The 22,811-nt window shown below is 45.7% G+C and carries 22 protein-coding genes; 2 read left to right on the forward strand and 20 right to left on the reverse strand.

Going from position 1 to position 22,811, the window contains the following annotated elements; translation table 11 throughout:
• Nucleotides 1-186: 186 nt before the first annotated feature.
• From K7B04_RS18850 to K7B04_RS18940, 19 genes are all read right to left on the reverse strand, one after another.
• Complete coding sequence (locus K7B04_RS18850) at nt 187-1,347, reverse strand: IpaD/SipD/SspD family type III secretion system needle tip protein (protein ID WP_223802735.1); 1,161 nt, start codon at nt 1,345-1,347, stop codon at nt 187-189.
• A 56-nt stretch (nt 1,348-1,403) separates the two neighbouring features.
• Nucleotides 1,404-2,513, reverse strand: a complete 1,110-nt coding sequence (locus K7B04_RS18855) for a hypothetical protein (protein ID WP_223802736.1) — start codon at nt 2,511-2,513, stop codon at nt 1,404-1,406.
• A gap of 18 nt (nt 2,514-2,531) precedes the next feature.
• Nucleotides 2,532-4,424: a type III secretion system translocon subunit SctE gene (gene sctE, locus K7B04_RS18860; RefSeq protein ID WP_223802737.1), complete on the reverse strand. Its 1,893-nt coding sequence runs from the start codon at nt 4,422-4,424 to the stop codon at nt 2,532-2,534.
• Between the two features lie 52 nt (nt 4,425-4,476).
• Nucleotides 4,477-4,983 carry a type III secretion system translocator chaperone SicA gene (gene sicA / locus K7B04_RS18865; protein ID WP_223802738.1) on the reverse strand — a complete coding sequence of 169 codons (507 nt, stop codon included), beginning with the start codon at nt 4,981-4,983 and terminating at the stop codon, nt 4,477-4,479.
• A gap of 81 nt (nt 4,984-5,064) precedes the next feature.
• Complete coding sequence (locus K7B04_RS18870) at nt 5,065-6,129, reverse strand: EscU/YscU/HrcU family type III secretion system export apparatus switch protein (RefSeq protein ID WP_167575683.1); 1,065 nt, start codon at nt 6,127-6,129, stop codon at nt 5,065-5,067.
• Nucleotides 6,130-6,148: 19 nt separating this feature from the next.
• Entirely contained in the window at nt 6,149-6,925 is a 777-nt protein-coding gene (sctT, locus tag K7B04_RS18875; protein WP_223802739.1) for a type III secretion system export apparatus subunit SctT, read from the reverse strand.
• A gap of 2 nt (nt 6,926-6,927) precedes the next feature.
• Nucleotides 6,928-7,185 carry an EscS/YscS/HrcS family type III secretion system export apparatus protein gene (locus tag K7B04_RS18880; protein ID WP_167575681.1) on the reverse strand — a complete coding sequence of 86 codons (258 nt, stop codon included), beginning with the start codon at nt 7,183-7,185 and terminating at the stop codon, nt 6,928-6,930.
• Nucleotides 7,186-7,197: 12 nt separating this feature from the next.
• Nucleotides 7,198-7,866 carry an EscR/YscR/HrcR family type III secretion system export apparatus protein gene (locus K7B04_RS18885; protein WP_167575680.1) on the reverse strand — a complete coding sequence of 223 codons (669 nt, stop codon included), beginning with the start codon at nt 7,864-7,866 and terminating at the stop codon, nt 7,198-7,200.
• Nucleotides 7,853-8,800 (reverse strand): FliM/FliN family flagellar motor switch protein, encoded by a 948-nt coding sequence (locus K7B04_RS18890; RefSeq protein ID WP_223802740.1) that lies wholly within the window; start codon nt 8,798-8,800, stop codon nt 7,853-7,855. Before K7B04_RS18890 ends, K7B04_RS18885 begins: the two co-directional genes overlap by 14 nt.
• Nucleotides 8,797-9,753 carry a type III secretion system needle length determinant, SpaN/EivJ family gene (locus tag K7B04_RS18895; RefSeq protein WP_223802741.1) on the reverse strand — a complete coding sequence of 319 codons (957 nt, stop codon included), beginning with the start codon at nt 9,751-9,753 and terminating at the stop codon, nt 8,797-8,799. The genes K7B04_RS18890 and K7B04_RS18895 overlap by 4 nt, the downstream gene beginning before the upstream one ends.
• Nucleotides 9,741-10,187 (reverse strand): hypothetical protein, encoded by a 447-nt coding sequence (locus K7B04_RS18900; RefSeq protein WP_223802742.1) that lies wholly within the window; start codon nt 10,185-10,187, stop codon nt 9,741-9,743. The genes K7B04_RS18895 and K7B04_RS18900 overlap by 13 nt, the downstream gene beginning before the upstream one ends.
• Nucleotides 10,177-11,469, reverse strand: a complete 1,293-nt coding sequence (gene sctN / locus K7B04_RS18905) for a type III secretion system ATPase SctN (protein ID WP_223802743.1) — start codon at nt 11,467-11,469, stop codon at nt 10,177-10,179. Before sctN ends, K7B04_RS18900 begins: the two co-directional genes overlap by 11 nt.
• Nucleotides 11,469-11,870, reverse strand: coding sequence for an SPI-1 type III secretion system chaperone SpaK (spaK, locus tag K7B04_RS18910; protein WP_223802744.1), 402 nt, complete (start codon nt 11,868-11,870; stop codon nt 11,469-11,471). Before spaK ends, sctN begins: the two co-directional genes overlap by 1 nt.
• A gap of 17 nt (nt 11,871-11,887) precedes the next feature.
• The gene (locus tag K7B04_RS18915; RefSeq protein ID WP_167575674.1) at nt 11,888-13,939 is read right to left on the reverse strand and encodes an EscV/YscV/HrcV family type III secretion system export apparatus protein; all 2,052 of its coding nucleotides are present in this window, start codon (nt 13,937-13,939) and stop codon (nt 11,888-11,890) included.
• Nucleotides 13,940-13,941: 2 nt separating this feature from the next.
• A complete protein-coding gene (gene sctW, locus K7B04_RS18920; RefSeq protein ID WP_223802745.1) occupies nt 13,942-15,105 on the reverse strand; it encodes a type III secretion system gatekeeper subunit SctW in 1,164 nt (387 codons plus the stop codon).
• A complete protein-coding gene (gene sctC / locus K7B04_RS18925; protein ID WP_223802746.1) occupies nt 15,096-16,760 on the reverse strand; it encodes a type III secretion system outer membrane ring subunit SctC in 1,665 nt (554 codons plus the stop codon). The genes sctW and sctC overlap by 10 nt, the downstream gene beginning before the upstream one ends.
• Nucleotides 16,761-16,763: 3 nt before the next feature.
• Nucleotides 16,764-17,522: a helix-turn-helix domain-containing protein gene (locus K7B04_RS18930; protein WP_167575672.1), complete on the reverse strand. Its 759-nt coding sequence runs from the start codon at nt 17,520-17,522 to the stop codon at nt 16,764-16,766.
• Between the two features lie 123 nt (nt 17,523-17,645).
• A complete protein-coding gene (locus tag K7B04_RS18935) occupies nt 17,646-18,128 on the reverse strand; it encodes a transglycosylase SLT domain-containing protein (RefSeq protein WP_167575671.1) in 483 nt (160 codons plus the stop codon).
• Nucleotides 18,129-18,147: 19 nt separating this feature from the next.
• A complete protein-coding gene (locus K7B04_RS18940; protein ID WP_223802747.1) occupies nt 18,148-19,617 on the reverse strand; it encodes a winged helix-turn-helix domain-containing protein in 1,470 nt (489 codons plus the stop codon).
• Between the two features lie 342 nt (nt 19,618-19,959).
• Between K7B04_RS18940 and K7B04_RS18945 the strand changes: the two genes are divergently transcribed.
• On the forward strand, nt 19,960-20,676 hold the full coding sequence (locus K7B04_RS18945; protein ID WP_223802748.1) for a hypothetical protein: 717 nt from the start codon (nt 19,960-19,962) through the stop codon (nt 20,674-20,676).
• 266 nt (nt 20,677-20,942) lie between these two features.
• Here K7B04_RS18945 and K7B04_RS18950 read toward each other — a convergent pair whose 3' ends face one another.
• Nucleotides 20,943-21,821, reverse strand: coding sequence for a LysR family transcriptional regulator (locus tag K7B04_RS18950; protein WP_223802749.1), 879 nt, complete (start codon nt 21,819-21,821; stop codon nt 20,943-20,945).
• A gap of 115 nt (nt 21,822-21,936) precedes the next feature.
• Between K7B04_RS18950 and K7B04_RS18955 the strand changes: the two genes are divergently transcribed.
• The gene (locus tag K7B04_RS18955; RefSeq protein ID WP_223802750.1) at nt 21,937-22,782 is read left to right on the forward strand and encodes a Vmh family MBL fold metallo-hydrolase; all 846 of its coding nucleotides are present in this window, start codon (nt 21,937-21,939) and stop codon (nt 22,780-22,782) included.
• The last annotated feature ends 29 nt before the right edge of the window (nt 22,783-22,811 follow it).

Below are 22,811 nucleotides of genomic sequence, written 5' to 3' on the forward strand. Positions count from 1 at the left end.
CTCAGTAACAGATTTATGGTGAGAGATAAACTGTTGCTCGGCACTTTTCAGCACAAGCTGTGAGTTGATGTTTGAAACGCCAGTAACTGTACTAAGTGGTCCCCGCACTTGAGTTGCAGGGTTATTCAATGAGAAACAAGGTAGTGGTGATGCCGTGCGTGAAGTAGGTATCATAACAACCCCCTATTAAATATTAAAGAAGGACTTATCAGACTCTAAAAGCTGAGAAATAGTACTGCTTAATATTTTGACTAAATTATCAAATGTAGAGTTTGCGTTTGAATATTTCTGCGTCAGAGACTGCATGCCGGTTTGCACGGAATCCTTCACAATATCGACACTACTTTGATATGCAGCCCACTGCGCTGAGTTAAGTGTTTTGTTATTGTAATCGTTATAAGAACTTGTATATAGCTTCCTGACCGATGATAAATCTATACGAACATTATTCCCATCAACGCATTTATCTGGGTCAAGCCCCATTTCCTTAGCCCAGGCCTTTGCCTCCTCCGGGGAGGATGCGCTATATAAGATCCCAGCATCACCGCTGTACTTATCAATCACAGTTTTTAATTCAGCAGCAAAACCTCTACCATTAAATTTAATATCTTCGTCATCAACCGAGATGTATTTCTTCAGGTTCGCCATGACATCAGAAAAATCGGCGTAAAAGCTGGCGTACACCTCTACGGCTTTCTGAAAAACATCAAGATAGTTTTCGCCCATTGAGGCAATTGCCTCGGCAACGGCATCGCAAATCTCTTTGCTACTGGAAGTGGAAAATTCGCTATCCTTAGCCACCTCATTAAATATGCTGAGAATCTCTTCCGCATCTACCGTGGAGGCGTCATCAGGCGTTTCGGCTGCAACCGGTAGCGAGGTACGGGTGAACGCCGCGGCTGTCCTGGCCGAGTTAAGGAATTCCTGATCGGCAAGGGTTAGCGCCGCCGGCACTTCATTACCTGTACTCACGCCAGCGGCGCTAACGGATGAAGACAATCCCGCTGCGACACCCGCTAAAAGTGCTTTCTTCTGCTCAACAGCCAGATTTGTCATGGCATTTTTAGCCTTAATGACTTCCAGCTTTTTCTGTAGTTCGGACGTCTGCCCGTTTTCAACCAACTTGCTAAGTTCCGCGACGTCATCACGGGTTGATGGCGTTGATTTTAAGAGTAAACGGACAACGGAATCTGGCAGTAAACCCTTCAGTGTGGCGGTGGACTCCGGGGCCATATCATCTGTCGATGCCAGATTTTGGTTATTATCAACTGGCGACTCGCTCTCCACCGTTTTGTTCAATAGCCAAGCCGGAGTAATGGGGTTCGACGTAATATGATCAATTGGCATTTTAACTCACAAAAGCCTCCTTAAGCAGGAGGCTGGGCTTAATGATAACAGGAGGACTAGGCTTTCAGATTAGCGGTCATGGCTCTGACAGTGCCCGCTCGGTTGGCGAGAATCTGGTTGAGTAATTGCATCAATTCCGCCTTAAACTGACCGATGGCCTGCTGCTCGCGCTCGTCAGATTCTTTACGTGAAGTAAAGACGTTTTCATCAGTTTTCAGAAGCTGTGCGTTCGCTTCAGCGTTTGCTTTGTCAACATGACCATTTGAAGAAGACAGGTTCGCAACCGCCTGCCCCCCCTGACCAAACATCATCCCCTGCATTTGCAGTTTGCTTGCATCGTTAGCGCGCAGTTGCTGCTGCAAGTTTTCTGCTGAAGAATCATGCTTCAATCGATTAGACTCTTTCTTCAGCAGCTTGATATCAGAGGCATCCTGTGACGTCATCTTATCCAGTCTTGAACGTGAGCCTGGTACCGCACTGGCACCCAGCGCATCGGAATCGCGCTTAAGGTTAATAGATTTTGAACCATGAACTTGAATCGCCTGGTTTGATTTAGTTAACGCTTTGGTCTGGATACCACCGGACACAGCTGTTGTCGCTAACGAAATACCGGCCTGTTTATCCACCATCGCTTTATTTTCAATACCAGCCTGAACAATTTGCTTAGAGCTCATCTCCCCCAAACTGCGCGCCATCATGTTATTGGCACTAGACTGTTCACGCATAATAGATTGGTTATATTGTGCGGCCAGGCAAATCGTTTGCAGAACTTGTGCTGCTTTGCCACTAAAACCATTGGCAATAGTCGAAATATCGAAGCCGCTCTTATTAGCCAGCACAACCAATGAATCGTTCATCTGCTCCATGGCTTTTGAGGCTTCGGACTGGGTTAAGTTAGAAATGGACCCCAACGCCTGAGAAACCTGTTTGGTGAAGGCTTCTGGGTCTGCCTGCACTGGACTAGGTACAATATCAGGGGCGGTGTCTTTCAGAGACGCCGCAGACACCACATTTTTTGCTGCACTGTCAACAAATACAGGTGTGGCAGTGCTTTGCGTAATTTCCTGAGATTTTAACGGTGCCGACTCGGCCTTTTTAACATAGCTATCATTATCGAGCGTAGTTATTGGACGCTGTGATACAACGGAATTATAAATAGTCGTCATAATATATCCTGAATAAAATTAAGCTTTCATATTTTTAATAACAGCAGCACCAGTCGCAGCCTGATTTTGCAGCATATCAGAGAGCGTCAGCCCCATTTTCTGCACTTGCTCCTGGTCTTGTTTAAAACGTGTCAAATAGCTCGAGATAATATCGCTTAGTATTCTCACATCGGTTTGTGCGAGTTGGAAACTCGCCAATGCTTTCTGGGCTTCCAGTTGAATATTGGCAATATTCATGCTCATGCCGGACTGGATAATGCCATTGGAAGTGTTGACACCGACGTTCGCCATCATGATATGGTTCATATTAATCTTGCTCAGATTATTCAGAACCGTCGACTCACTCCCCTGAAGAAAACCAGTAATATTTTTAGTGACACTCTGGGTAACATTTTGAATGCTTTGCGAAACCTGTGTGGCTACCGCTCTGGCGGCAGCGGCGCCCTGCTTCGCTGAATTTTTAACCAGCGTCGGGATGAGCTTATTGATCGCTTTAGCAATCGCCGCTTTCACCGTTTGAACAATGGCAGAAGTCATCGCCTGCGACATTTTCTCAATCAAGAATTTGGCCGCGCTTTTAGCGACAAAGGCCACAGCAACAATCGCCGCAATCGCCACCGCCGCGGTTACTACAGAGTGGATTGTGTCCATCATGTTAGCGCCGGTTGCTTTATCAATGGCATTCAATAGCAGCCCTAGCGGGGTGTTATCAAAGATTTTAGTAACAATATCACCCAGAACATTCATTAGCGGCATGAGGACATGTTCCATAAGAGGATCCATAATCATGCCGGTCAGGGATTGACCAGTAATTGCTTCGACAATGGGGTCGGCAACCATCAAGGCAATACCAACAGCCATCAGCGCCGCGCCGCCACCGCCAAAAATGGTGGTAATCGCGCCGAAAGCGATAGCCAGGCCACCTAAAATTTTGCCGATACAGCCTGCCGTTTTTTGTGCTTCCTCAGCTTTGCGTACCTGCTCTTCATATTCATCAGATTTACGCTTCATTTCAGCCTGACGAGCCTGAGTTTGCATCTTATTGATTTCAAGATCGTTCTTTAGCTTTTCAGAAGAAATATCATCCATCTTCATGATGAACTCGGTAATCAATTGGATCATGATTGCCGTGCGGGTGAGCGCCTGTTCTGAATGCTGTTCTGCAGGTTTACCTGCAGTATTGTTAAACTGAACGTTGCTATATTTGGCATTCATCTCAGCCGTTTTGGCATTGACGTTATTGAGTATCTTTTGCCCGACGTCCAACGCCTTATCGAGATTACGCTGAGCATTCGACAGCGCCTGTGAAGCCTGGGTTAATCCCTGCTGAGCTTCAGCAACGGCTGTTTGCGCTTTTTTAATGTCTTCGCTTTTCGCGTCGGGATCGTCGAGTAAGTTATTGAGCGTGTTCTGCGCATCGGTTAACTTACTGTTAGCTTTCCCCCAATCTGATTTCGCTGAGTCAAAGACATCCTGCATGTCATTAATCACGCCTGACTGGGTATCAAACTCCTCCTTTAGCTTGTCAAGTTCGGCAGATAATTCCTGGGCCTTCTGAATATTGGCATTCGCCTGGGCATTAAAAACAGCCGCCGCGTTAGCCAGCATACTCTCGCTCATTGAGTTGCTGACCGATTGATAACGCAGCATGGTCAATAACATTTGCGATTTATTGGTCAGCTTACCCGTTGACTGCCGAATAGCGGGCCTGTCAATTTCAGTCTCAATCTCCCGAGCAAGTTCATCAGAAACACCTGTCGCAATTTCATCCATGCTCTTTTGCTGTGCGATCAAGTTAAGCCGCGAGCCTTGACTGCTGGAAATATGCGTTTTGTGGCTAATGGCATCACTGGATACAGTGGTGTCGACCACTTTCCCAGCGTGAACATTATTAGATAAAGTTAAACTCATATAATTTCCTTATAACTTATTAGCTTTCAGCACATAAATAGATATTTTAAAACTACTGTTCCACCTCCTGAGTATCTTCAACTTCGGCTTGTTCAAAACGATTACTACGAATGGTTTCCATATATATTTTTGCCTTATTAACCAAGGCCTCATCGGGACAACGATTACAGATAATCTCGAAGCTCTGTAGGGCTTTAACAAAATTACCCATTAATAGCTGACATTGCCCCGAGTAAAATACCGGCGTGAAATTATTATCAGCCATCACATATGCCAGTGCATAAAAATCACAGGCTTTAATATAATTTTTCTTCAACTGGTTAACCGCCCCTAACCCAATGAAGTAATCGGGGTTCTTAAGATCGTACATGCAGAGAAAGTTGAAGAAACTCTCCGCTTCATCCAATCGCCCTTCTTTATAATATTGGTAGGCATGGGCATAAATGTTTTCCATTGTATTATCAGGAATACCATGGATTTCTCTTAACGTAGCACCATGTTCCAAAGTGGCCGTAAGAACTAAGGATGCTTCTTGCTCGGTAATATCTTTTTTCATCATTTATTTACTCTCTGATTACGTCATCACCGACTGATGACTGCATTACAACATAATGATTTAAGGTGTACGCACAAAGAACGCTCATTCACGTTCAGTAGGGGTAACATGTTCACTCTTCCAGGCATTCTCAACCTGTTCAAGCCAGATTAAAACTTCAATAACTTCATCGAGTTCCTCGAGGCTAACAAATGAATATCGGCGGTGGGTTTTGTAGATGCGACGGGCAAGATGGATGTTTTCTACAACTGGCACGCCCACTTTCTCCGCATAAGCGCGGACAGCCAGGGCGCGCTGGTTGGTCTCCAGTACAGAAATAAACGGTATCCCCACTACTTCAAGGTTGACGTAAATACCAACCGCGATGTGGGTGGGGTTAGCGACGATAACCTTGGAGTTTTCAATATCAGATTTCACCTGATCGGAAAGCAGTTCCATATGCAGTTCTTTACGCTTTGATTTAATCTCAGGATCGCCATCCTGCTCTTTATGCTCTCTTTTAACCTCCTGCTTATCCATTTTCAGATCTTTCATGTGCAGAAAATATTCAGCAAGGGCATCAAGAATCAACACCATAAGTGCACAACCCAAGCAAAGATAAACCAACGCGCCAAATAGCTGGGCCCATATTGGGAACATATTGACCGTATCTGTATTGACCTGAGCGAAAACTGTAACCTTATTCTTATTCCAGAACATGATGGCAGCACACACAAAGCTGACCAAAAACAGTAATGATTTGATGACGTCCTTTACGGTTCTCAAGCTAAACAATTTCTTAAAACCATTCACTGGGTTGAGCGCGGAGAAATTAAGCTTAAGAGCTTTGCTGGCGAGCAGGAACCCTGTTTGTAAGAGCGCAGGGAGAGCCGATGCCACAATGCAAAGCAATAAAAAAGGTAGGAATATTTTGATACCGGTCCAGAAAACGGCTTTAGCATATCCCTCCATATCATTGGCAAAGCCATTTTCAATGACTCTACGTAACAGGGTCATAAATTCTACTGCATCATGAGTATTAATAAGGTATTGCACACCAAGGAGTATTAAGCAGGAGATAATCAGGTCCTTGCTTTTAAAAGACTGTCCTTTCTCGGCGGCTTCTTTTTTCTTCTTCGGTGTTGGCTTTTCGGTTTTACTTCCTGACATTTACTCCTCGACTTGTTACTCAATAAATTGTTTTAACTGACAATCCATTTAAAATATCCGGGACCAACTGTAGAGACATGATTTTCCCTGGAATGATCGGCGTGAAGTACAGAAGCAGAAGAAAAAATGCGATGATGCTTTTCACGGTCAATGCTAATGCGAAGGCGTTAAGCTGCGGCGCAAATCGTGCTAGCAGGCCAAGGCAAAGCTCGGTAAGCAAAAATATGATGATCAACGGACTGGCAATGACAATCGCGTGACTGACCACCAGCGTAATAAACTTCACCACCAGCATAAAACCCGGCATTTCCATTTGATAAGGAGCCCAAAGAAGATAGCTCCTTTCAAAAACTTCCAGCAACAGCAGCAGCCCGCCATTTTGCAGCATCACCACCGCCGCAAATAAGTTAAAGAAATTGGCTAGCTCAGAGGTATCAACACCAGAAAGGGGATCAATAGAACTACTTAATGTTGCCCCGCGCTGATTATCGATAAAGCTGCCGGTAGCATGAAGTACCCAGCAAGGTAAGCATAAAAAAAAGGCGATAATCAGCCCTAGCATTAGCTCTTTAGCAATAAGAATGAGAAACCAGGCATTGTCAAACCCGGCGATGGGTGCACCGGGATAAGGCCAAAGAGAAACGCCAACCAGCATGGCCACTGGCATACGAATTGCGCCGCTCAGGGTACTGGAGTTAAAAAAAGGTAATAAGATAAAGGCAGGCATCACTCTTGCCGATACCATTGCCATTTCATATAACCATCGATGAAGATCAAAGAAAAGTAGCGTGTACATCGTCAGCTTACCATTGCCATACGAATCACCTCTTTAGCAAACCCAACCAACACATCGCCATACCAACCGGTGACCAGGAATAGACATAATGCCACGCTTAATAGTTTCAGGCCGAAGGGTAGCGTTTGTTCCTGCAACTGCGTAACCGTTTGAAAAAGACCAACCAACAGGCCTACAACCGTCGCCACGATAATCGGCAGAGCCGATAGCATGAGGATCAGATACAGCGCTTTATTACCTGCATATGCTATTTCATTCATTGTTATAAAAACCTATGAAGTAGCCAGATTGATATATTGCAAAATCAAGCCTTTGGATAATAAGGTCCATCCATCCATGACCACAAACAACACCAGTTTTATTGGCACCGATATCGTCACCGGACTCATCATCATCATCCCCAGAGCCAGCAAAATACTGGATACCAATAAATCAATAACCACAAAAGGCAAATAGATATAGAATCCTATTTTAAAGGCACTTTTTATTTCACTGAGCGCATAAGAAGGCAGCAGCGATATTATAGAAGGTTTTTCCTCCTCCTCGGCGGCCCCCATCGCATCTTGATCTCTTTGCAACTGAACGCGTTCAAAGAATTGCGTAAGTTCAGGGTCAGAATATTTTTGTAGATAGTCCCGGTAGCTATCCATGCCATGCTCAATGAAATATGCCACGGATTCTGGATTACTGGTATCCATATCAGAGCGTTTATATTCTTCATAACCGTTCTTTACCACTGGCATCATTACAAAGAAAGATAATGCTAACGCGATGCCGTTCAGCGTCATATTCGACGGGATTTGTTGCAGACCGAGGGCGTTGCGGACCATCACAAATACGATCGAGAATTTGATATAGCAAGTGCCACAGGCAATGATAAACGGCAATAACGTGGAGAAAGCCAGAATGGCAATCAGCGAAATATCATTACCTTGGATCATTATTGACCTCATGACATAATTCTTTAATTTCCACGCCAAAACGCTCTTCAAACCATACCAACTCCCCTCTCGCTACGACAGCACCGTTAGCGGTAATCTCAATATTTTTCTCCGCATCAAAGTGACAAGGCAAAATCTCCCCTTGATAAAACCCTTCAATATCCTGGAGACTGACAGTGCTTTTCTGTAAAACGAAACCAAGTTCAATTTTGATCTTATCTACAGGCAGTAAAGCTTTTTTTTCAATCGAACTTGTTGATTCGTCGGCAGCGACAGAGTCGGTGTTTTCGATAAATTCATGACCATCTTCAACATCTAACATAAAACCTTCCTCATTGCGGACAAATTTAGCGAGAGACTCGCCGTGAATTTTCATCTTGTTTTCAACATGATTAACGAGTAACACATCGCCACGACAAACTTTTTTCAACAAACGATAGCTAATAAAGCTATGCCCGATTTCAAAAAACAGCGTCACGGGAACACGTAGGATATCCAGTGTGCTTTGACGTTCTGGCGGAGAAATTGCGTCCGGTCGTTTACCGTTCAACCACATTCGGCCGTGTGGAAGTAAACAGGAAAACAGACCCTTAACGCTTTTCTTGTCTTCCACCAGTCCGCGGCTTTCAACGCGCTGATATTCAAGCCCAGTGGGCAGTCCAACCAGCGGTTGAATGCTGTTGAGAAACAAGATCTTCAACTGTTCAACAGTGCAAGACACGCTGGCCATACGTGCCTGCTGCGGCATGAAACTGGCATACCAGTCTCGAAGATCAATAAGACCCTCCCAGCCGCGATCGGTAGAAAAATGCAGCAGAGGCCCTTCCGCTTCTATGCCTTGCTCGAATTGATAGCCTTGGGTATTCCAGTAAGCAATACATTGACGCCATGCCCGTTCTTCTCTGGAATAGCTGCGTAAATGTTCTCTGATCACATCGGTTCCTCAGCATATTTTGGCGGATTACCGCCACGGGATTGCTGCTGATCTTGCTCATCCTGGAATATCCACTGCGGCTGCCCACCGTCATTCTGGCCGCCCTGGTCAGCAAGGCGATCCTGAACAAGGTTATCTGATGGGCTGAGCACCAGCGGTAAGCCCTGCTGTGCAGCGAGCTGCACGTTAACTCGATGGCCGCTTCCCCATTCCGAAAAATGATAAGTCAGGTTACTGCTGCCCTTAACGGACTCGTTTGCTACAGTGCGGCCAGCATCAACGACCTGCGCATTGCCTGAGAGCATTTGCTGACTTTCTCTTTTCACCACAGCGCTCTCTTTCATCTCGACGTGTCGTGCGCCCTGCGGCGTCGATTGCGGTGGCATAAACGTCACATCATTTCTATGACTGAGCGGCTTATCTGATACATCGCTGCGATCCTGTTCAGATATCGGTCTGATATCCGCTTGCTGGACGACTTTTATGCTGTCTGCCACGGTCGCTGGCGCCTGGACATGTCTATCAGAATTCGTTCCGGCTACTTCGCTAAGCGGTTTTGTGGCCAGACTCGGTTCTTTCACAGCTTTTTTAACTTCGCCGTTCTCTTTTCGTTCCGCAGGTGCGTCCGTTTTTAGGCTTTGCTCCACGGCAGGCTTTTCGCTGACACGTAAACGCTCAGATACCACTTTGGCAAGGGTGACTGGAGCGGCTGCCACCGTTTTAGGGCTCCGCTCCGTAACCTTTTCCCCGTGTCCACGCAAAGCAAGCGAAAGCCGCAGCAAAGAATTCTGCTGCACGATGCCGCCAGTTAACGTAGTGGGTAATGCCGTCGGGGCATCTGTATCCTCAACTTTCTTCTTTCGAACGATATCATCGAGTTTTTTAGACTCACCTGAAATATGTTTATCCTGAGAAACATTGGGATAATTAGTGACGTTATTTATCGTTGCCATGATACCCTCTCTTCAATTTCTGACTCTTCCATTCGCACTTCCCTTAGCTGCCTTTCGCGACGCTCCCTCACTCTCAGAAAATCATATTTATCAATTTTCTTAAGGAAAATTTTCTTTTTTTCACAGAGCATTTCTTTATCTTTTTCACAACGTTCTTTGTCTAACAAAATCTGGGAAACCTGCATTCTCATATCGGCAAGCTTTCGCTTTAATGCTCCCTGGCGACGTTGAATGGCCAGCAGCTTTTCCTTATTAAGGACTCCCTGAGGATATAGGCTCTGGCTAAGCGACTGCACCGCATTCATTTCCTGATGAATATGCGCTATTTTGCTGCTAAGCCTCTTGTGCTCACTCTCATTTTTGGCGATGAGAAAATCATTCTGTTGTAGCTTAAATTCCGAACGCACAATCAGTGAATGTATTTTACGACGCAAAATGTCTCATCTCCTGAAGGATCTGATTAAAGCTGGCATGCTCATCGCCACGTTGTCGAAGCCAGGCTAATATCGAATCGCGCAAATCCATCGCGCGATCGTTCTCCGCATTCTCACCAGGCTGATATTCCCCAAGATCGACAAAGATTTGCAGCTCTTCAATTTTGGCCAGAATACGCCGTACCGCGCCAGCCAACTGTAGATGCTCCTCGTCACACACCTGGCTTGAAACCCTACTGACGCTATTGAGGATATCAATGGCCGGATAATGATTTTTGGCGGCAAGCTTACGGCTCAAGTACAAATGCCCGTCGAGAATAGAGCGAATTTCATCGGCGATAGGATCCGGCTCATCATCGCTTTCTAATAAAATGGTATACCAGGCTGTAATACTGCCATCTCGGGTACAACCAGGACGCTCAAGCAGCTTCGGCAGTGCGTCAAACACCGATGCCGGATATCCCCTCCGTGCCGGCGACTCGCCCGAGGCAAGCGCAACATCACGCAGTGCGCGGGCATAGCGGGTCATCGAGTCAAGAAACAGCACGACATTCATGCCTGAATCACGGAAATACTCGGCGACAGTCGTGGCAACAAGCGCTGCATTGCAGCGATCCAATGACGAATAATCTGATGTTGCATAAACCAGAATGCATTTATGCCGATGCTTAGAATGGCGCAACGCTTCTGAGAATTCGGTAACCTCCCTGCCACGCTCGCCAATTAGCGCGATAATAAAAATGTCCGCCTCGGACTGTTCAATCAGCATATGCATCAATGTTGTCTTGCCGCAGCCAGCGGCGGCAAATATTCCCAGTCGCTGGCCAATACCACAGGTCATCAGCCCATCAATTGCACGTACCCCCGTTAAAAATGGTTCACGGATACCGACCCTATCCTGATAGGAAGGCGGAGAGGCATCTACCGGGCGAACTTGCCTGGCATAGCTTTCGCACTGCTCGCCAAATCGCTCGACGATATTCCCAGCCGGATCGAGCACACAACCCAGCAACTCATGACTCACGGTGACCGAGAGTCCCGCACCGGTAGGGCTAATCACAGCATCCCGTGACAAGCCCTGGGCGGTGCCAATCAGGCTGAGAATCGTTCGATCGGCGTGGAATCCTAGTACCTGCGCTCTGGCCACAACTTCCGGTTCGTCCCAGCTGCGGCGAATTTCACAAAGCTCTCCCACTTTTACCCCAGGTAAAAGTGCTTCGATCAACGGGCCGGACAAACGCAGAGGATGTGCCTGCTGCCGTAATAGCATTCCAATAGTCATTAGCGAATAAGCCTCAGAAAATCTTCCTGGTGGCTAAAGAATTCGTCCAGCGCATCGGCAAAGCGCTGGCTGCTCTCCAGGTAGCCAGGATGTACCATTCCGCGAAGCTCAAGGTAGCCCTCATTTTCCGTTAACTGCAGTTGTTCGGTGATTGAAAACTGGCAGCCACCCATGATCTTTTCCAGAATTGCACTGGCGTTGTTACGCAGAATAGTTTCATGGGCCTCACATATTTTTGACCAGATCCAGACATTGTCATCTACCATGCTAATCAACAGGCTTGGCGAGTTTTCAAAATCGAGGGAAATCGTTGAGTGGGCGTCAAAATCCCCCAGCAGCGATTCATCACAGCCGCTTTCAACGAGTGCCAAGCGAACTAAAGCAACAATATCAATATTCATTACTGTTATAACTCCTGTTAAATCGTCTTTATGACATTTATAGATACGCTGTCACTAATTTCGCCGAATGACATAACTTCCAGATCTTTAAAACGCGTTTCAATAAACCGCTTTAAGAAACGACGAATATCAACTGAAGTCAGCACCACCAAATCACGGCAAGAAATAGTTACGCCATCCATAGCCAGAGCGAATTTATCCATTAGTTCATCCGAAACGGCGGGCTCAAGGTTTAAAAAAGTACCCGCCGAAGTATTGCGAATCCCTGCCCTGATTCGCTCCTCAAACTCACCCGATAGCATGATTACCTGCAGGCTATTAGAATGAGAAAATTTATGACAAATATAGCGTGACATTGCGCCACGAATATGCTCAACCAGCGAGATGACATCCTTTTCTCTGGGTGCCCACAGAGCAATAGCTTCCATAATTAGCTTCATATTACGCACCGATATTTTTTCCCCAAGAAGCCTTTGCAGAACTTCTGAGATCCTCTGTACGGTGGCATGACGCATAACTTCTTTCATCAGATCAGGATATTTCTCCTCAAGTTTATCAAGCATATTTTTCGTTTCCTGAACGCCAAAATATTCATTAATGTGGCGAATCAGAATAGCCGCAAGGGTATGGTAAACCTCATCAATGCTATTTCTCAGCTGGTAACCTAATTGGGTTAACGTCTTACGTTGACGCTCATCGACCCATACCAGATTATCAATCAGAACATAAGGGATTCCCATTTTCTCAATCTCTGGGGAGCTATTCACCACATGATAATGGTTGAATTTTGTCTGAAATTGTTCTGCCTTAATTTCATTAATCAGTAGCGTCACGGTATCGGGTTCAATATTCACCGACGATTTTAGGGTGAATTCCGGCAAATTAATGCCATAATCAATAAAGAACTGACTGCGGTAACGCTGTGCGAGCTTATCCTTTTCGAATAATTCGAGATCTTTATCATTAAGCAAAATAATCAGCGGCACGGTTTCCGAAGCGATACTATCGAGATCGGTGAGCATGCCCAGTGAGCTGCCTGATTCATCGGGCTGAGCATCGGGATCAAAGCTGCTGACTGGGGCTGTGTCAGCCGCGGCGCCGCTGCTCTTTCGCTCTTGTAGGTACTGATAATAAAACATGGCGGTCAGCGAGAGAGCCAGAATGACAAATACAGCAAGCGGAAAGCCCGGCAGACTCCCTATACCCAGTGCGATAATCGCGCCAATCAGCAGCACCGTTGAATTTTTAAATAGCTGGCCGACGATAGTTCGGCCCATATTATCGGCTTCGCCATTCACGCGCGTAACAATAAAGCCCGCGCCAATCGCGATAAGTAGCGCCGGAATCTGGGCAACTAAACCATCGCCGATGGTCAGCATGGTGTAGGTCGACAGCGCAGTGGACATATCCATGCCGTGCTGAGAAACGCCAACGCTGATGCCGCCAATAAAGTTAATAAAGATGACGATAATACCCGCGATAGCATCGCCTTTAATAAACTTCATCGCACCGTCAAAGGAGCCATAGAGCTGGCTTTCTCGCTCCACGACACTGCGTCGCTCTTTTGCGGCATCAGCATCAATTGAGCCCGCGCGCAAATCAGCATCAATACTCATTTGCTTACCAGGCATACCATCAAGCGAGAAACGGGCCGCCACTTCCGCGACGCGCTCAGCACCTTTTGTAATCACCATAAACTGCACAATGGTGACGATCGCGAAGATAACAAAACCAACGACTAAGTTATCGCCGATAACGAACTCGCCAAAGGTGGCGATAATATCACCCGCATCTGCATCATTTAGTATCAAACGGCTGGTGCTGACCGATAAAGCCAGGCGAAATAATGTCGTAATTAATAGCACCGAAGGAAATGTTGAGAAATTTAGAATGCGATCAACATAAAATGATGCCAGAAACACAAGGATCGACAGCACCATATTCAAGCCAATTAAAAAATCGACAAGAAAAGTCGGCAGCGGAATCACCAGCATGGAGATGATTACAACGATCAGAACCAGGATAAATAGCTCTGGATGATGTCGTATCTGATGTAAAAACTTATTCATTATTATTCATGCTCTTTAGAAATTGGTGCATCAGCGGCATTACGCCGTTCAATATTCTCATTGTGCAGTGCTTTATTAATGAGTGTTTCAAAATACATCAGCAAATTGTTTCTTTCTTCAAGCGAAATAAATGCCTCACAGGGCAATTTTTTACAGTTGGTATATACTGATTGTAAAAACTTAGCTTGCTCTGCGCGTTTAACAAAACGCAGGTAATCCCCAACCGTTAAAGTCAGGAGCTCATTAATATCCTGTGGACCACGCAATATGCCAAACATAAAAAACAACCAGGATCCTTCATCATGATTGACTTCTCGCACTGCCTGATCGCTGAGCACGTTCTTAATAAACAGAGCATCACAGGAGCGGATCATTTTTATTTGCCCAACACGCCCGAGTAAATAACTGAACTCAACGTGGCTGCAACTGGGGTCGGCAGAGTCAATATCAGAGAGAATCGCATCCTCCATAAAGTTAACGACAATGCTGCGACGTTCAATGCCATATGTCGTGACCCAATCCTGATAAACCTCAATTTCGTGATCTTCACTCTCCAGAAAGCTGCGATAGCTTTCACGCATTATTGCCGGGCTCATACTCAGCGTCTTGCCAAACAGGCGCGCTTTCAATGCTACATTAATACCCGCTTTCAGCCGCTTAGGATCGGCTTCCTTTTCAACCTGGCTTAATAATTTCTTCAGACGTTTACGGACGACTTCATCAAGTTCTCGACGGCGAAGCGTTTCACGTAAAACCAACACCAAATCACTTTCATCAGGGAAAAGTGAGCGTGCATGGCGCAGCATATTTTCAATATTAGCGCCTTGCTGACCTTTCATTATTTTCACAAGCTGGTCTGCTTTTGGGAAAACATCCTCATCAAGTACCTGGTCAAAGCTGGTTTCTGCCGATGCCCCCATTTTTTTATCGTAATCGCGACGGCTACGAAATTGTGACATTGCTGCCGACATTTCATCCGTAGCGCTCGCAAAGCGCTGCAATAATGCCGCGGGAGATTCGTCTTCAACTATCGCCGCATCGTCTCCGGCTAACGCATTTTTAATTTCATTCTGATCTGAAAGCGTCTGCTTTTCAGTCGACAACTTGTCCCTGCGCTGCATATATATTTGCATCGACGGGCTATTATTATTGATTCCTATCGCCATTTTTGGCTATCCAGATAATTGGTCATCCAGTTCTGCAAATCATCGCGTGAGAAGTTCTTCTTCATCTCGGCAATCTGGCTGTGGGCATCGAGGGCTAATGGACCATCGATTTCACGTGGCTGTATCAGAAACACACGCACCATATTGGAGCCACGGTCACGCGTATAGCTAAATAACTGCCCTAACCATGGAATATCGCCAAGTAATGGGATCTTTCCTTCTACCTTTGATTCTTCATCGCGGGTATAACCGCCGATAAGCAGACTTTTCCCTTTCGGGACTCTTGCCACGGTACTGATCTTCGTTCTACCTACTTCAGGTAGATCATCGGTGCCGGTGCGAGTGTTATCGAATTGATTACCATCCTCAACGTTGAGCATCATTTCTATCTCTCCGTTTTCCGTAAAACGCGGCAATACGCTCACTAGCGTTCCGTAGGTCACATTTTCCAACTGAGCCGTACGTTCACCGACGAGTTTTGAATAGAACGTCCTGCTGTTATCAAAGATCGCCGGAATATTTTCCTGGGTCAGAATCATCGGTCTGGAAACAATATTGGCTTTATTTTTCTCGCTCAGAGCTAAGGCCGCGGCCATGAAACTCGCGCCATCTATAGTGCTGCTTCCTCCGTTCAGCGATAGTCCAAAACTGTTGCCAACATTAATGCTCCCTGACCACTCAACCCCCAAATTATTAAAGGCATCTTTTTGCAGGTCGACTATCCATACTGAAAGTTCGACGTGTCGCTTAGGGATATCTAAGGAATTAACCAGATTGCGGATATAAGAAACCTGCTCAGCGCTTCCGCGAACTAAAAGACTATTGGTTCCAGGGTCGGCGATAATACTCATCCCATTGCCAGTCGGCTGCACCTTTGTTTCGGTGTCGAGGCTTCTGACCTCGCGTGCTTCGGATTCATTGGTATCGCCGGGAAATGAATTGAGCAAAAGCGCTTCATCCTCTTTACGTGGACTCATTTGCACCACCCCCCCCGGCGCTTTACCGCTGGACATGACTCGGTTCACTACGCTGGCCATGCCGGGAATGGTGATTTTCTCGCTACGGTAGGTATATTCACGATCGTCAACAAAAGTATTGAACAATGGGATAACCGCTAAGTTTTCTCGGCCATCAAAACCATCGCTTTTGCGATCGAGGAATTTTGCAGCATTGCCAATCAGGTCGATATAAATAGGTGGACCTGACACATAAAATGTCTGACTACGATTATCTGCGCGAATTGGATAGCGAGTATCATAGAGCCCGGAGGATTTCAAAAAATTGACCACCACGTTAAGTGAGGTATTTTTCAAAACAATGACCGCATTGCGAATTTCCGATGAGTCATAAATATATATAGCCTGGTTATCATTATACCAGATAAGACTAAGTTGATTGGCCACAGCATCAACCACCTGCTCAGGACGCGTCATATCGAACTCACCGCTTATTTTCTTACGGGCGGCAATTTTGCTGATAACAATAGGTTTGTGCATAGTCGAAGATAGTGCGTCAAAGATGCCTTTTACCCCCTCATCTCGTGCAACATATCCTTGCGCGGCTAGTGCATTTGCAATTCCCGTATTCGGAATTATTGTCGTCATTGAAGCTGCGATAAGAATGCAAACATTGAGGTATTTGTTAAAAATCATCATTAATCAGCTCACGTATAAAACTTTTTTTAAATTTCTTGGCGACACGCCAAATGCCTCTTTAACCTCATTGGAAAAATGAGACAGCGATGAGTAGCCATGATTCATCGCAATAGTCGTCAGGTTATGGTTACCTTCCAACATATCAAATAGCGCTCGCACCAGTCGCCAATCGCGCAATTCAACTTTCGCTGTTTTACCTAAAGCCACTCTGGCTAGCCGTCTGAAATGAGAGGCAGATAAACCATAACGCTCACACAATAATCGCAAGTGTTGGGTATTATTGCCGCAAGACTCATCAAGGAGAAACTCAACCAGGTTATACCATTCGTTATGCTGTAATACACTTGAGAACTGATTGACTCCATCAGTTTGCATAAATATCTGGTTTAAGAACCAGTATTCCACTTTTCTCAATGAAGGCCGGGGCCCTAGCTCAGCCGGCAAATATCCATAAGGGCTAAATTCATCGTAGGTCTTCTGATGCTTACGAGCACGATCAATGAAAACCTGTAGTTTGACCAGGAACGGAAATTTAACGCTGCTGTAGTTTAATTGTCCGGATTCAATAGCCAAAGTACATGGTTTCAATACCAGCATTCCTTGCTGGTTTCCGCCGATGAATTTAACCGACTCCTGCGCTCGAGATAATATATTAAGATTGCAACCATCACTTCCAGTGGCGATATAAAGCAATGAATGCCCGGCGAAGGTAATCTCGTCCCCAGCAGCCAATTTGTTGTTACGGATAGCAATTTTCATCATAAGTTCTTTTGCGAAGAAAGATATAATCACTATAGTGTTTCAACGCACCACAATCATGACGAAATTATGATGAAAAAAACCATTAAACGCGCACAACTCCATTATATTTAAATCGGAATTAAGTCATAAAGATATTCGACGATGGAATTCTTCTAATGGAATATCAAGACGTTCGCCAACGGGTCGTTGATAGATCTGCCATACCTGCCGAGCATACTTCATTCGCAGGTTGTAACGCCCTTTGGCAGCCCCAGCATTATAGGCACCGACGGCTTCCCAACCGTAACCATAGATATTGACCATATCTTTCAGAATGGATGCGCCTACCAATAATGAAATGCAGGGGTCGCTCACTAGCATTGACTCACTGATCCCTTTTTTTCTTAGTCTGTCAAGGTGGATACTATTGATTTGCATGAGTCCATAATCACGAGTGCCATTTCTGTTTTTACCTATTGATGCCGGTTCCATTCTTGACTCTACTTGTGCAATGGCCTGCAGGAGCCGGACTTCAATATTGAATCGTTTAGCGGTAAACTCCCAGCAATCAGCATGAACATGACGAATGAACGGCATAGTAAGAACAATTGCCAATATCAACTTCATCTCTTTGCTAACTCTCTCTTTACATCCAGTCGATACTATTACGTATTCTGAGGGGGTGATAAGATATTTCTTTAAGTTCATTCAATCGGGCATTGAGCAACTGTTTATGCCTGCCCCGCAGAGTATTACGTTTATCTTTAGCATAAACATGATAGGTTTCATCAGAAACATCATCGATAGCCATACTATCAGCCGAAATCTGACACAGTTTTTTTCCCGAATCGCCGTCTCCTCCAAGCTGTTGAGCGTGAATCTTATGTTTCAGAAACTGAACGCGACCATTAAAAGCAGATGAATGGCTAAGTTTTTGTACTTCATCAAGAAAAAGCCCATATTGGCCTTTGAAAAAAAAATGCAAAGCATAATAATAAATCACAAAATCATCATTCGGCGCTAAATAATTGGCCTGGGAGAAACAATGATGTGAATGCTCATCCTCTTTATCGATACTTTTCACCACCCCCATCAGCGCCAGCACCCTGGCGTTTAATGGTTCAACCAGAAGCAGACTATCGATGATCTTTTTAATTTTATAAATCAGTTTATAGACATTGCTATCCCCGGACAAAATGAATCCCAGATAGCACTCTGCAAGCTTTATAACTCCATCAACGTGATGATTCATGCAGTTTGCATTTTTTAGCAATACATTGACGGTCGTGGTGAGGCTGGAGTGGCTGTAATCATCAATCAGATAATTCACCAAAGAGTGATGCAAATGATTTTTTTCTGTAAAACTGGTCTGTTCAAAGACCTGTTGCCCATCATCATTGGAGAATTTAGGTTTCAAATAGCGCTGAATACGATGCTTGAAATAAGTATAGTTGCGTTCTTTTAGCTGCGTGACATCAACCGTCAGCCAGGCTACCGCCTCATCTGCCATTCTGTTTTCGATGCTAAAATTAATGATCCGTTCATTATGATCAACATCGGTAAGCGTATAATAGACAACATATTTTGGATTATGATGTTTGATAAACATCTGAAAATCTTCAGGATTTTTACATTTGCTTAATAAAGCATAGGGGTAAATATTGACATCCACAGGCAGGCTCTCAGAAAACATCTCATAGACATCGACAAATGCCAGATCGGAAAATTTCCCACAGGGAAAAACCGCCAGCATCTCTTGCGTATTATGTTTAACACAAGGGGTCAGTGATATCTCTGATGCGAATGCATAACCTTTTCCATATATCGTTTCTATATAGCCAGAATCACCATTTTTTTCTAAGATCTTCCTTAAGGAATAGATGCATCGGGTTAATGACTCATCACTCACAATACCGCCATTCCATACCGTCTTGATGAGAAATTCTTTGCTCAGAAGGCGCCCTGCATTGGCAGCAAGAAGACTCAATATGTGCAGCTCTTTTGGTGGAATAGGTATTACTCGACCATTTTTCAACAAAACTTCGTTGAATTTAAGACAGTAGTCGCCAAAATAATATTCAGCGAAAAATTTGTTTCTCCATTCATTATCGAACATTTATGACCTCCTTTTGTGTCTGGCAATCCTGGCTTTTACTGATAAAAAGGCTGAACACAAACGTGTTCAGCCATGGTTCTCCTTACCACCAGATTGGTTCTATTCTATTTTTCTCGCACCACATGTTACCAGCGCAGAGATTATGACTATCAATTTCATTTCTTAGCAGCACTAGTAAAAAAGAATTCAACACCTGATAATTTAAAATATTTACAAGTTCATGACTACCAAATTGCGCTCATTTTCAGCATAACAATTTACATAAAAACCCGTTTTTTTAAAGTCAGTTATGTAGGGATGAATGATAATTACTAATTAAATAAACTTATAAAGGAGAGATAAATGCCAGGTATCACTACTCGCATTAGCGCTTTTTTCGGCAATAGTAACGCTAATCTTGACATGTCTAGATTTTATTCCACCAAGAATGAACTCAATAAAGCTGATAAATATTGCCGAAGAGCCGAATCAATTATTGCCAAAGATCTGAAGAAAGCACGTAATAGTTCAATCAATTGTAGCATTTTCAATGATAGCATTTCGAAGGCATGTAAACTCTATGATTTGAAAGAGCGGGCAGCTTATACCAGAAAATATCTGGATAACCGACTCAAAACCATTATACCATCTGGCATTGTTCACAATAAGGTCATTGTGAAAACACATTCATCCTCCGTGACAGGGGAGACAGATCAAGCCACGGTAGAAGCCGTTAATAAGATGCACATTATGTGCATGGAGGCTTCTTTAAAAAGTAGTGAGAACATCGATCATCTTAAAGGCAATCTGCTGAAGCTCTGTGATGGTATCGTCAATACAGAATCCGTTGAACCGGATCAAATTCGTCGAGTGGTAACCAATATGAGCGGTCTTAAACATCTTGACCCTACCCCTGCCCTCAAACCTCACGTAGACTCCTACACAACTTTACTGGCGGAAAAAATTGATGGCATCACCTTGAAGGATCTAGGAGATAGGGATGATTTCTCCCAAGAGCAAAAGCAAGCGCTCATTGACTTTATGCCTCGCATTAAAAATCACGTAGAATCGTCTTCGTAGAATAGCCACTAAATGGGGACAGCAGTCCCCAAGAACCAGCAAGTGGCGTAATTTGCAATGAAAAAAATCCACGCAATCGCGTGGATTTTTTTCATTCACGACGGGTGCCATTAACATCAGCTAAATACATCCCATGTCCTACAACGTCTCAACCAATTTCATTTAACGCCGTTAATTGAATAGCCACCTTTAATATCAGGAAAAACCACCCACCGCGCGAAATGCATCACTATGGGTAGTTGATTATCCTTTAGGATATTTAATCTTCACCTCGCAAGATGCCGCTTAATCGCTTCCAACAACAAACTAAGCGCCGCATGCTGATGATCGCGCGACTGATAAAGTCCATAAATCCCCAGCGGCTGCGGTTCCCACTGTGGCAATACACGAACCAACTGGCCGCTCTCCAGCCCCGCGCGCGCTTCAATTTCAGGCACCATCACCAACCCCACATCCGCCGCCGCCATATCACACAGCAGTGAGGAGATCCCGGCGCTGAAATTACCGCGCACGGCCACCGATGTTCCCCTGTTTTCACTGTCGCGGAAGGACCAGGATTGGCCGGAGAAACGGCTGTAGTGTAAACAATTATACTGTGGCAACTCCTCTGGCGAGGCCGGCGTTCCCGCCCGTTCAAGATAGCCTGGCGAGGCGCACAGCACTGAGCGGCACGTCCCCAGATAGCGCGCAATAGCCCCCGGTTCAGGCTCGTTGGTGATGCGAATCGCCAGATCGATGCGCTCACCGACCAGACTTACCGGCTGATTATTAATCTCCACCTCAATACGTAACGCCGGATAGCGGGCGAGAAACGTGGGGACAATCGGCGCCAGCAAATGCGTCGCGGTAAAATGCGCGGAGGCAACGCGTAGCGTTCCTGACGGGGCAAGGCGGGTGGTCCCCCCTTCAATTCCCTGTGATAACAGGGCAAGTTGCCGCGTTTTCTCCAGCGTTTTTTCACCCGCCGGGGTAATGGTGAGCCGACGGGTTGAGCGGTGTATCAGTCGCGAACCGGCCCATTTCTCCATCTCATCGAGATAACGGCTCACCATGGGACGAGAGATCCCCAGCGAACGGGCTGCCGCACTCAGACTCCCGAGTTCACAAATGCGGTTGTAGGTAATTGCCGCCATGATCCTGTCCATCACATCCCCATTTGATCGTTTTATGAAACTCAGCATGTATTGTTTCAGGAATTATGGCAAAAGCGCAAATCTGTAAAATAGTGGCATCACTCAACGCTTCAGGAATACCCTTTATATGAAATCACTTTCGCTGATCCTCACCCTGGCCGCGGCGCCCGTTTTTGCCGCCCCGCTGCATCTTGACGTCTATAACCCGCAGGAAAAAGGCATTTTCCCGGTCTCCTCCACGCTGGTTTCGGGCCCGAAAGAAGCGGTGTTGTTTGACGCCCAGTTCAGCGTGAAAGATGGGGAAAAGCTGGTACAGATGATCAAAGAGAGCGGCAAAACGCTGAAAACGATCGTTATCACCTCGGGCGATCCGGATTTCTATTTCGGTCTGGAACCGTTGGTGACCGCTTTCCCTCAGGCCGAGGTGGTGGCCTCTCCCTCCGTCGTGGATCATATTAAGGCGACCAAAGACGCCAAGCTGGCCTTCTGGGGCCCGCAAATGAAAGACGGCGCGCCAACCAAAATCATTGTGCCGCAAGCGACCCGCGCCACCCGCTTTACGGTAGACGGCGAGCCGCTGGAACTGAAACACACGGGAGACTATGCCGCCTACGTCTGGATCCCGGCCAACAAAACGATTCTTGGTGGGACCGGGATTGCTTCCGGCATTCATGTCTGGACGGCGGATACGCAGACCCCGGCGATTCGTCAGGGCTGGATGACGGTACTCAACGAAATGCAGGCGCTCAAACCTCAGCAGGTCATTCCGGGGCACTATCTGGGCCCGCGCCCGGAAAAAGATGCGGCTATCACCTTCACCCATAACTACCTGCAAACGTTTGAGCAGACGCTGAAAAAGCAAAAAGGATCGGCTGCGGTTATCGGCGCCATGAAGGCGGCCTACCCGAACCTTGCCGATGAAAGCTCGCTGGAGCTGAGCGCGAAGGTCAATACCGGCGAGATGAAGTGGTAGCGGAGCTTTACAACACAAAATCCACGCCC

The organism is Kluyvera sp. CRP (genome assembly GCF_019930565.1).
GTDB lineage: Bacteria > Pseudomonadota > Gammaproteobacteria > Enterobacterales > Enterobacteriaceae > Kluyvera > Kluyvera georgiana_A.

Bases quoted from the DNA above. Each gene is read 5' to 3' on its own strand.
- sctT (WP_223802739.1), bottom strand. From the start codon at position 6,925: ATGTACACGCTACTTTTCTTTGATCTTCATCGATGGTTATATGAAATG.
- K7B04_RS18885 (WP_167575680.1), bottom strand. From the start codon at position 7,866: ATGATCCAAGGTAATGATATTTCGCTGATTGCCATTCTGGCTTTCTCC.
- K7B04_RS18955 (WP_223802750.1), top strand. From the start codon at position 21,937: ATGAAATCACTTTCGCTGATCCTCACCCTGGCCGCGGCGCCCGTTTTT.
- K7B04_RS18915 (WP_167575674.1), bottom strand. From the start codon at position 13,939: ATGAATAAGTTTTTACATCAGATACGACATCATCCAGAGCTATTTATC.
- spaK (WP_223802744.1), bottom strand. From the start codon at position 11,870: ATGAATATTGATATTGTTGCTTTAGTTCGCTTGGCACTCGTTGAAAGC.
- K7B04_RS18880 (WP_167575681.1), bottom strand. From the start codon at position 7,185: ATGAATGAAATAGCATATGCAGGTAATAAAGCGCTGTATCTGATCCTC.
- K7B04_RS18850 (WP_223802735.1), bottom strand. From the start codon at position 1,347: ATGCCAATTGATCATATTACGTCGAACCCCATTACTCCGGCTTGGCTA.
- K7B04_RS18950 (WP_223802749.1), bottom strand. From the start codon at position 21,821: ATGGACAGGATCATGGCGGCAATTACCTACAACCGCATTTGTGAACTC.
- K7B04_RS18895 (WP_223802741.1), bottom strand. From the start codon at position 9,753: ATGGCAACGATAAATAACGTCACTAATTATCCCAATGTTTCTCAGGAT.
- sctE (WP_223802737.1), bottom strand. From the start codon at position 4,424: ATGAGTTTAACTTTATCTAATAATGTTCACGCTGGGAAAGTGGTCGAC.
- K7B04_RS18945 (WP_223802748.1), top strand. From the start codon at position 19,960: ATGCCAGGTATCACTACTCGCATTAGCGCTTTTTTCGGCAATAGTAAC.
- sctC (WP_223802746.1), bottom strand. From the start codon at position 16,760: ATGATGATTTTTAACAAATACCTCAATGTTTGCATTCTTATCGCAGCT.
- K7B04_RS18940 (WP_223802747.1), bottom strand. From the start codon at position 19,617: ATGTTCGATAATGAATGGAGAAACAAATTTTTCGCTGAATATTATTTT.
- K7B04_RS18930 (WP_167575672.1), bottom strand. From the start codon at position 17,522: ATGATGAAAATTGCTATCCGTAACAACAAATTGGCTGCTGGGGACGAG.
- sctW (WP_223802745.1), bottom strand. From the start codon at position 15,105: ATGGCGATAGGAATCAATAATAATAGCCCGTCGATGCAAATATATATG.
- sicA (WP_223802738.1), bottom strand. From the start codon at position 4,983: ATGATGAAAAAAGATATTACCGAGCAAGAAGCATCCTTAGTTCTTACG.
- K7B04_RS18870 (WP_167575683.1), bottom strand. From the start codon at position 6,129: ATGTCAGGAAGTAAAACCGAAAAGCCAACACCGAAGAAGAAAAAAGAA.
- K7B04_RS18935 (WP_167575671.1), bottom strand. From the start codon at position 18,128: ATGAAGTTGATATTGGCAATTGTTCTTACTATGCCGTTCATTCGTCAT.
- sctN (WP_223802743.1), bottom strand. From the start codon at position 11,469: ATGACTATTGGAATGCTATTACGGCAGCAGGCACATCCTCTGCGTTTG.
- K7B04_RS18855 (WP_223802736.1), bottom strand. From the start codon at position 2,513: ATGACGACTATTTATAATTCCGTTGTATCACAGCGTCCAATAACTACG.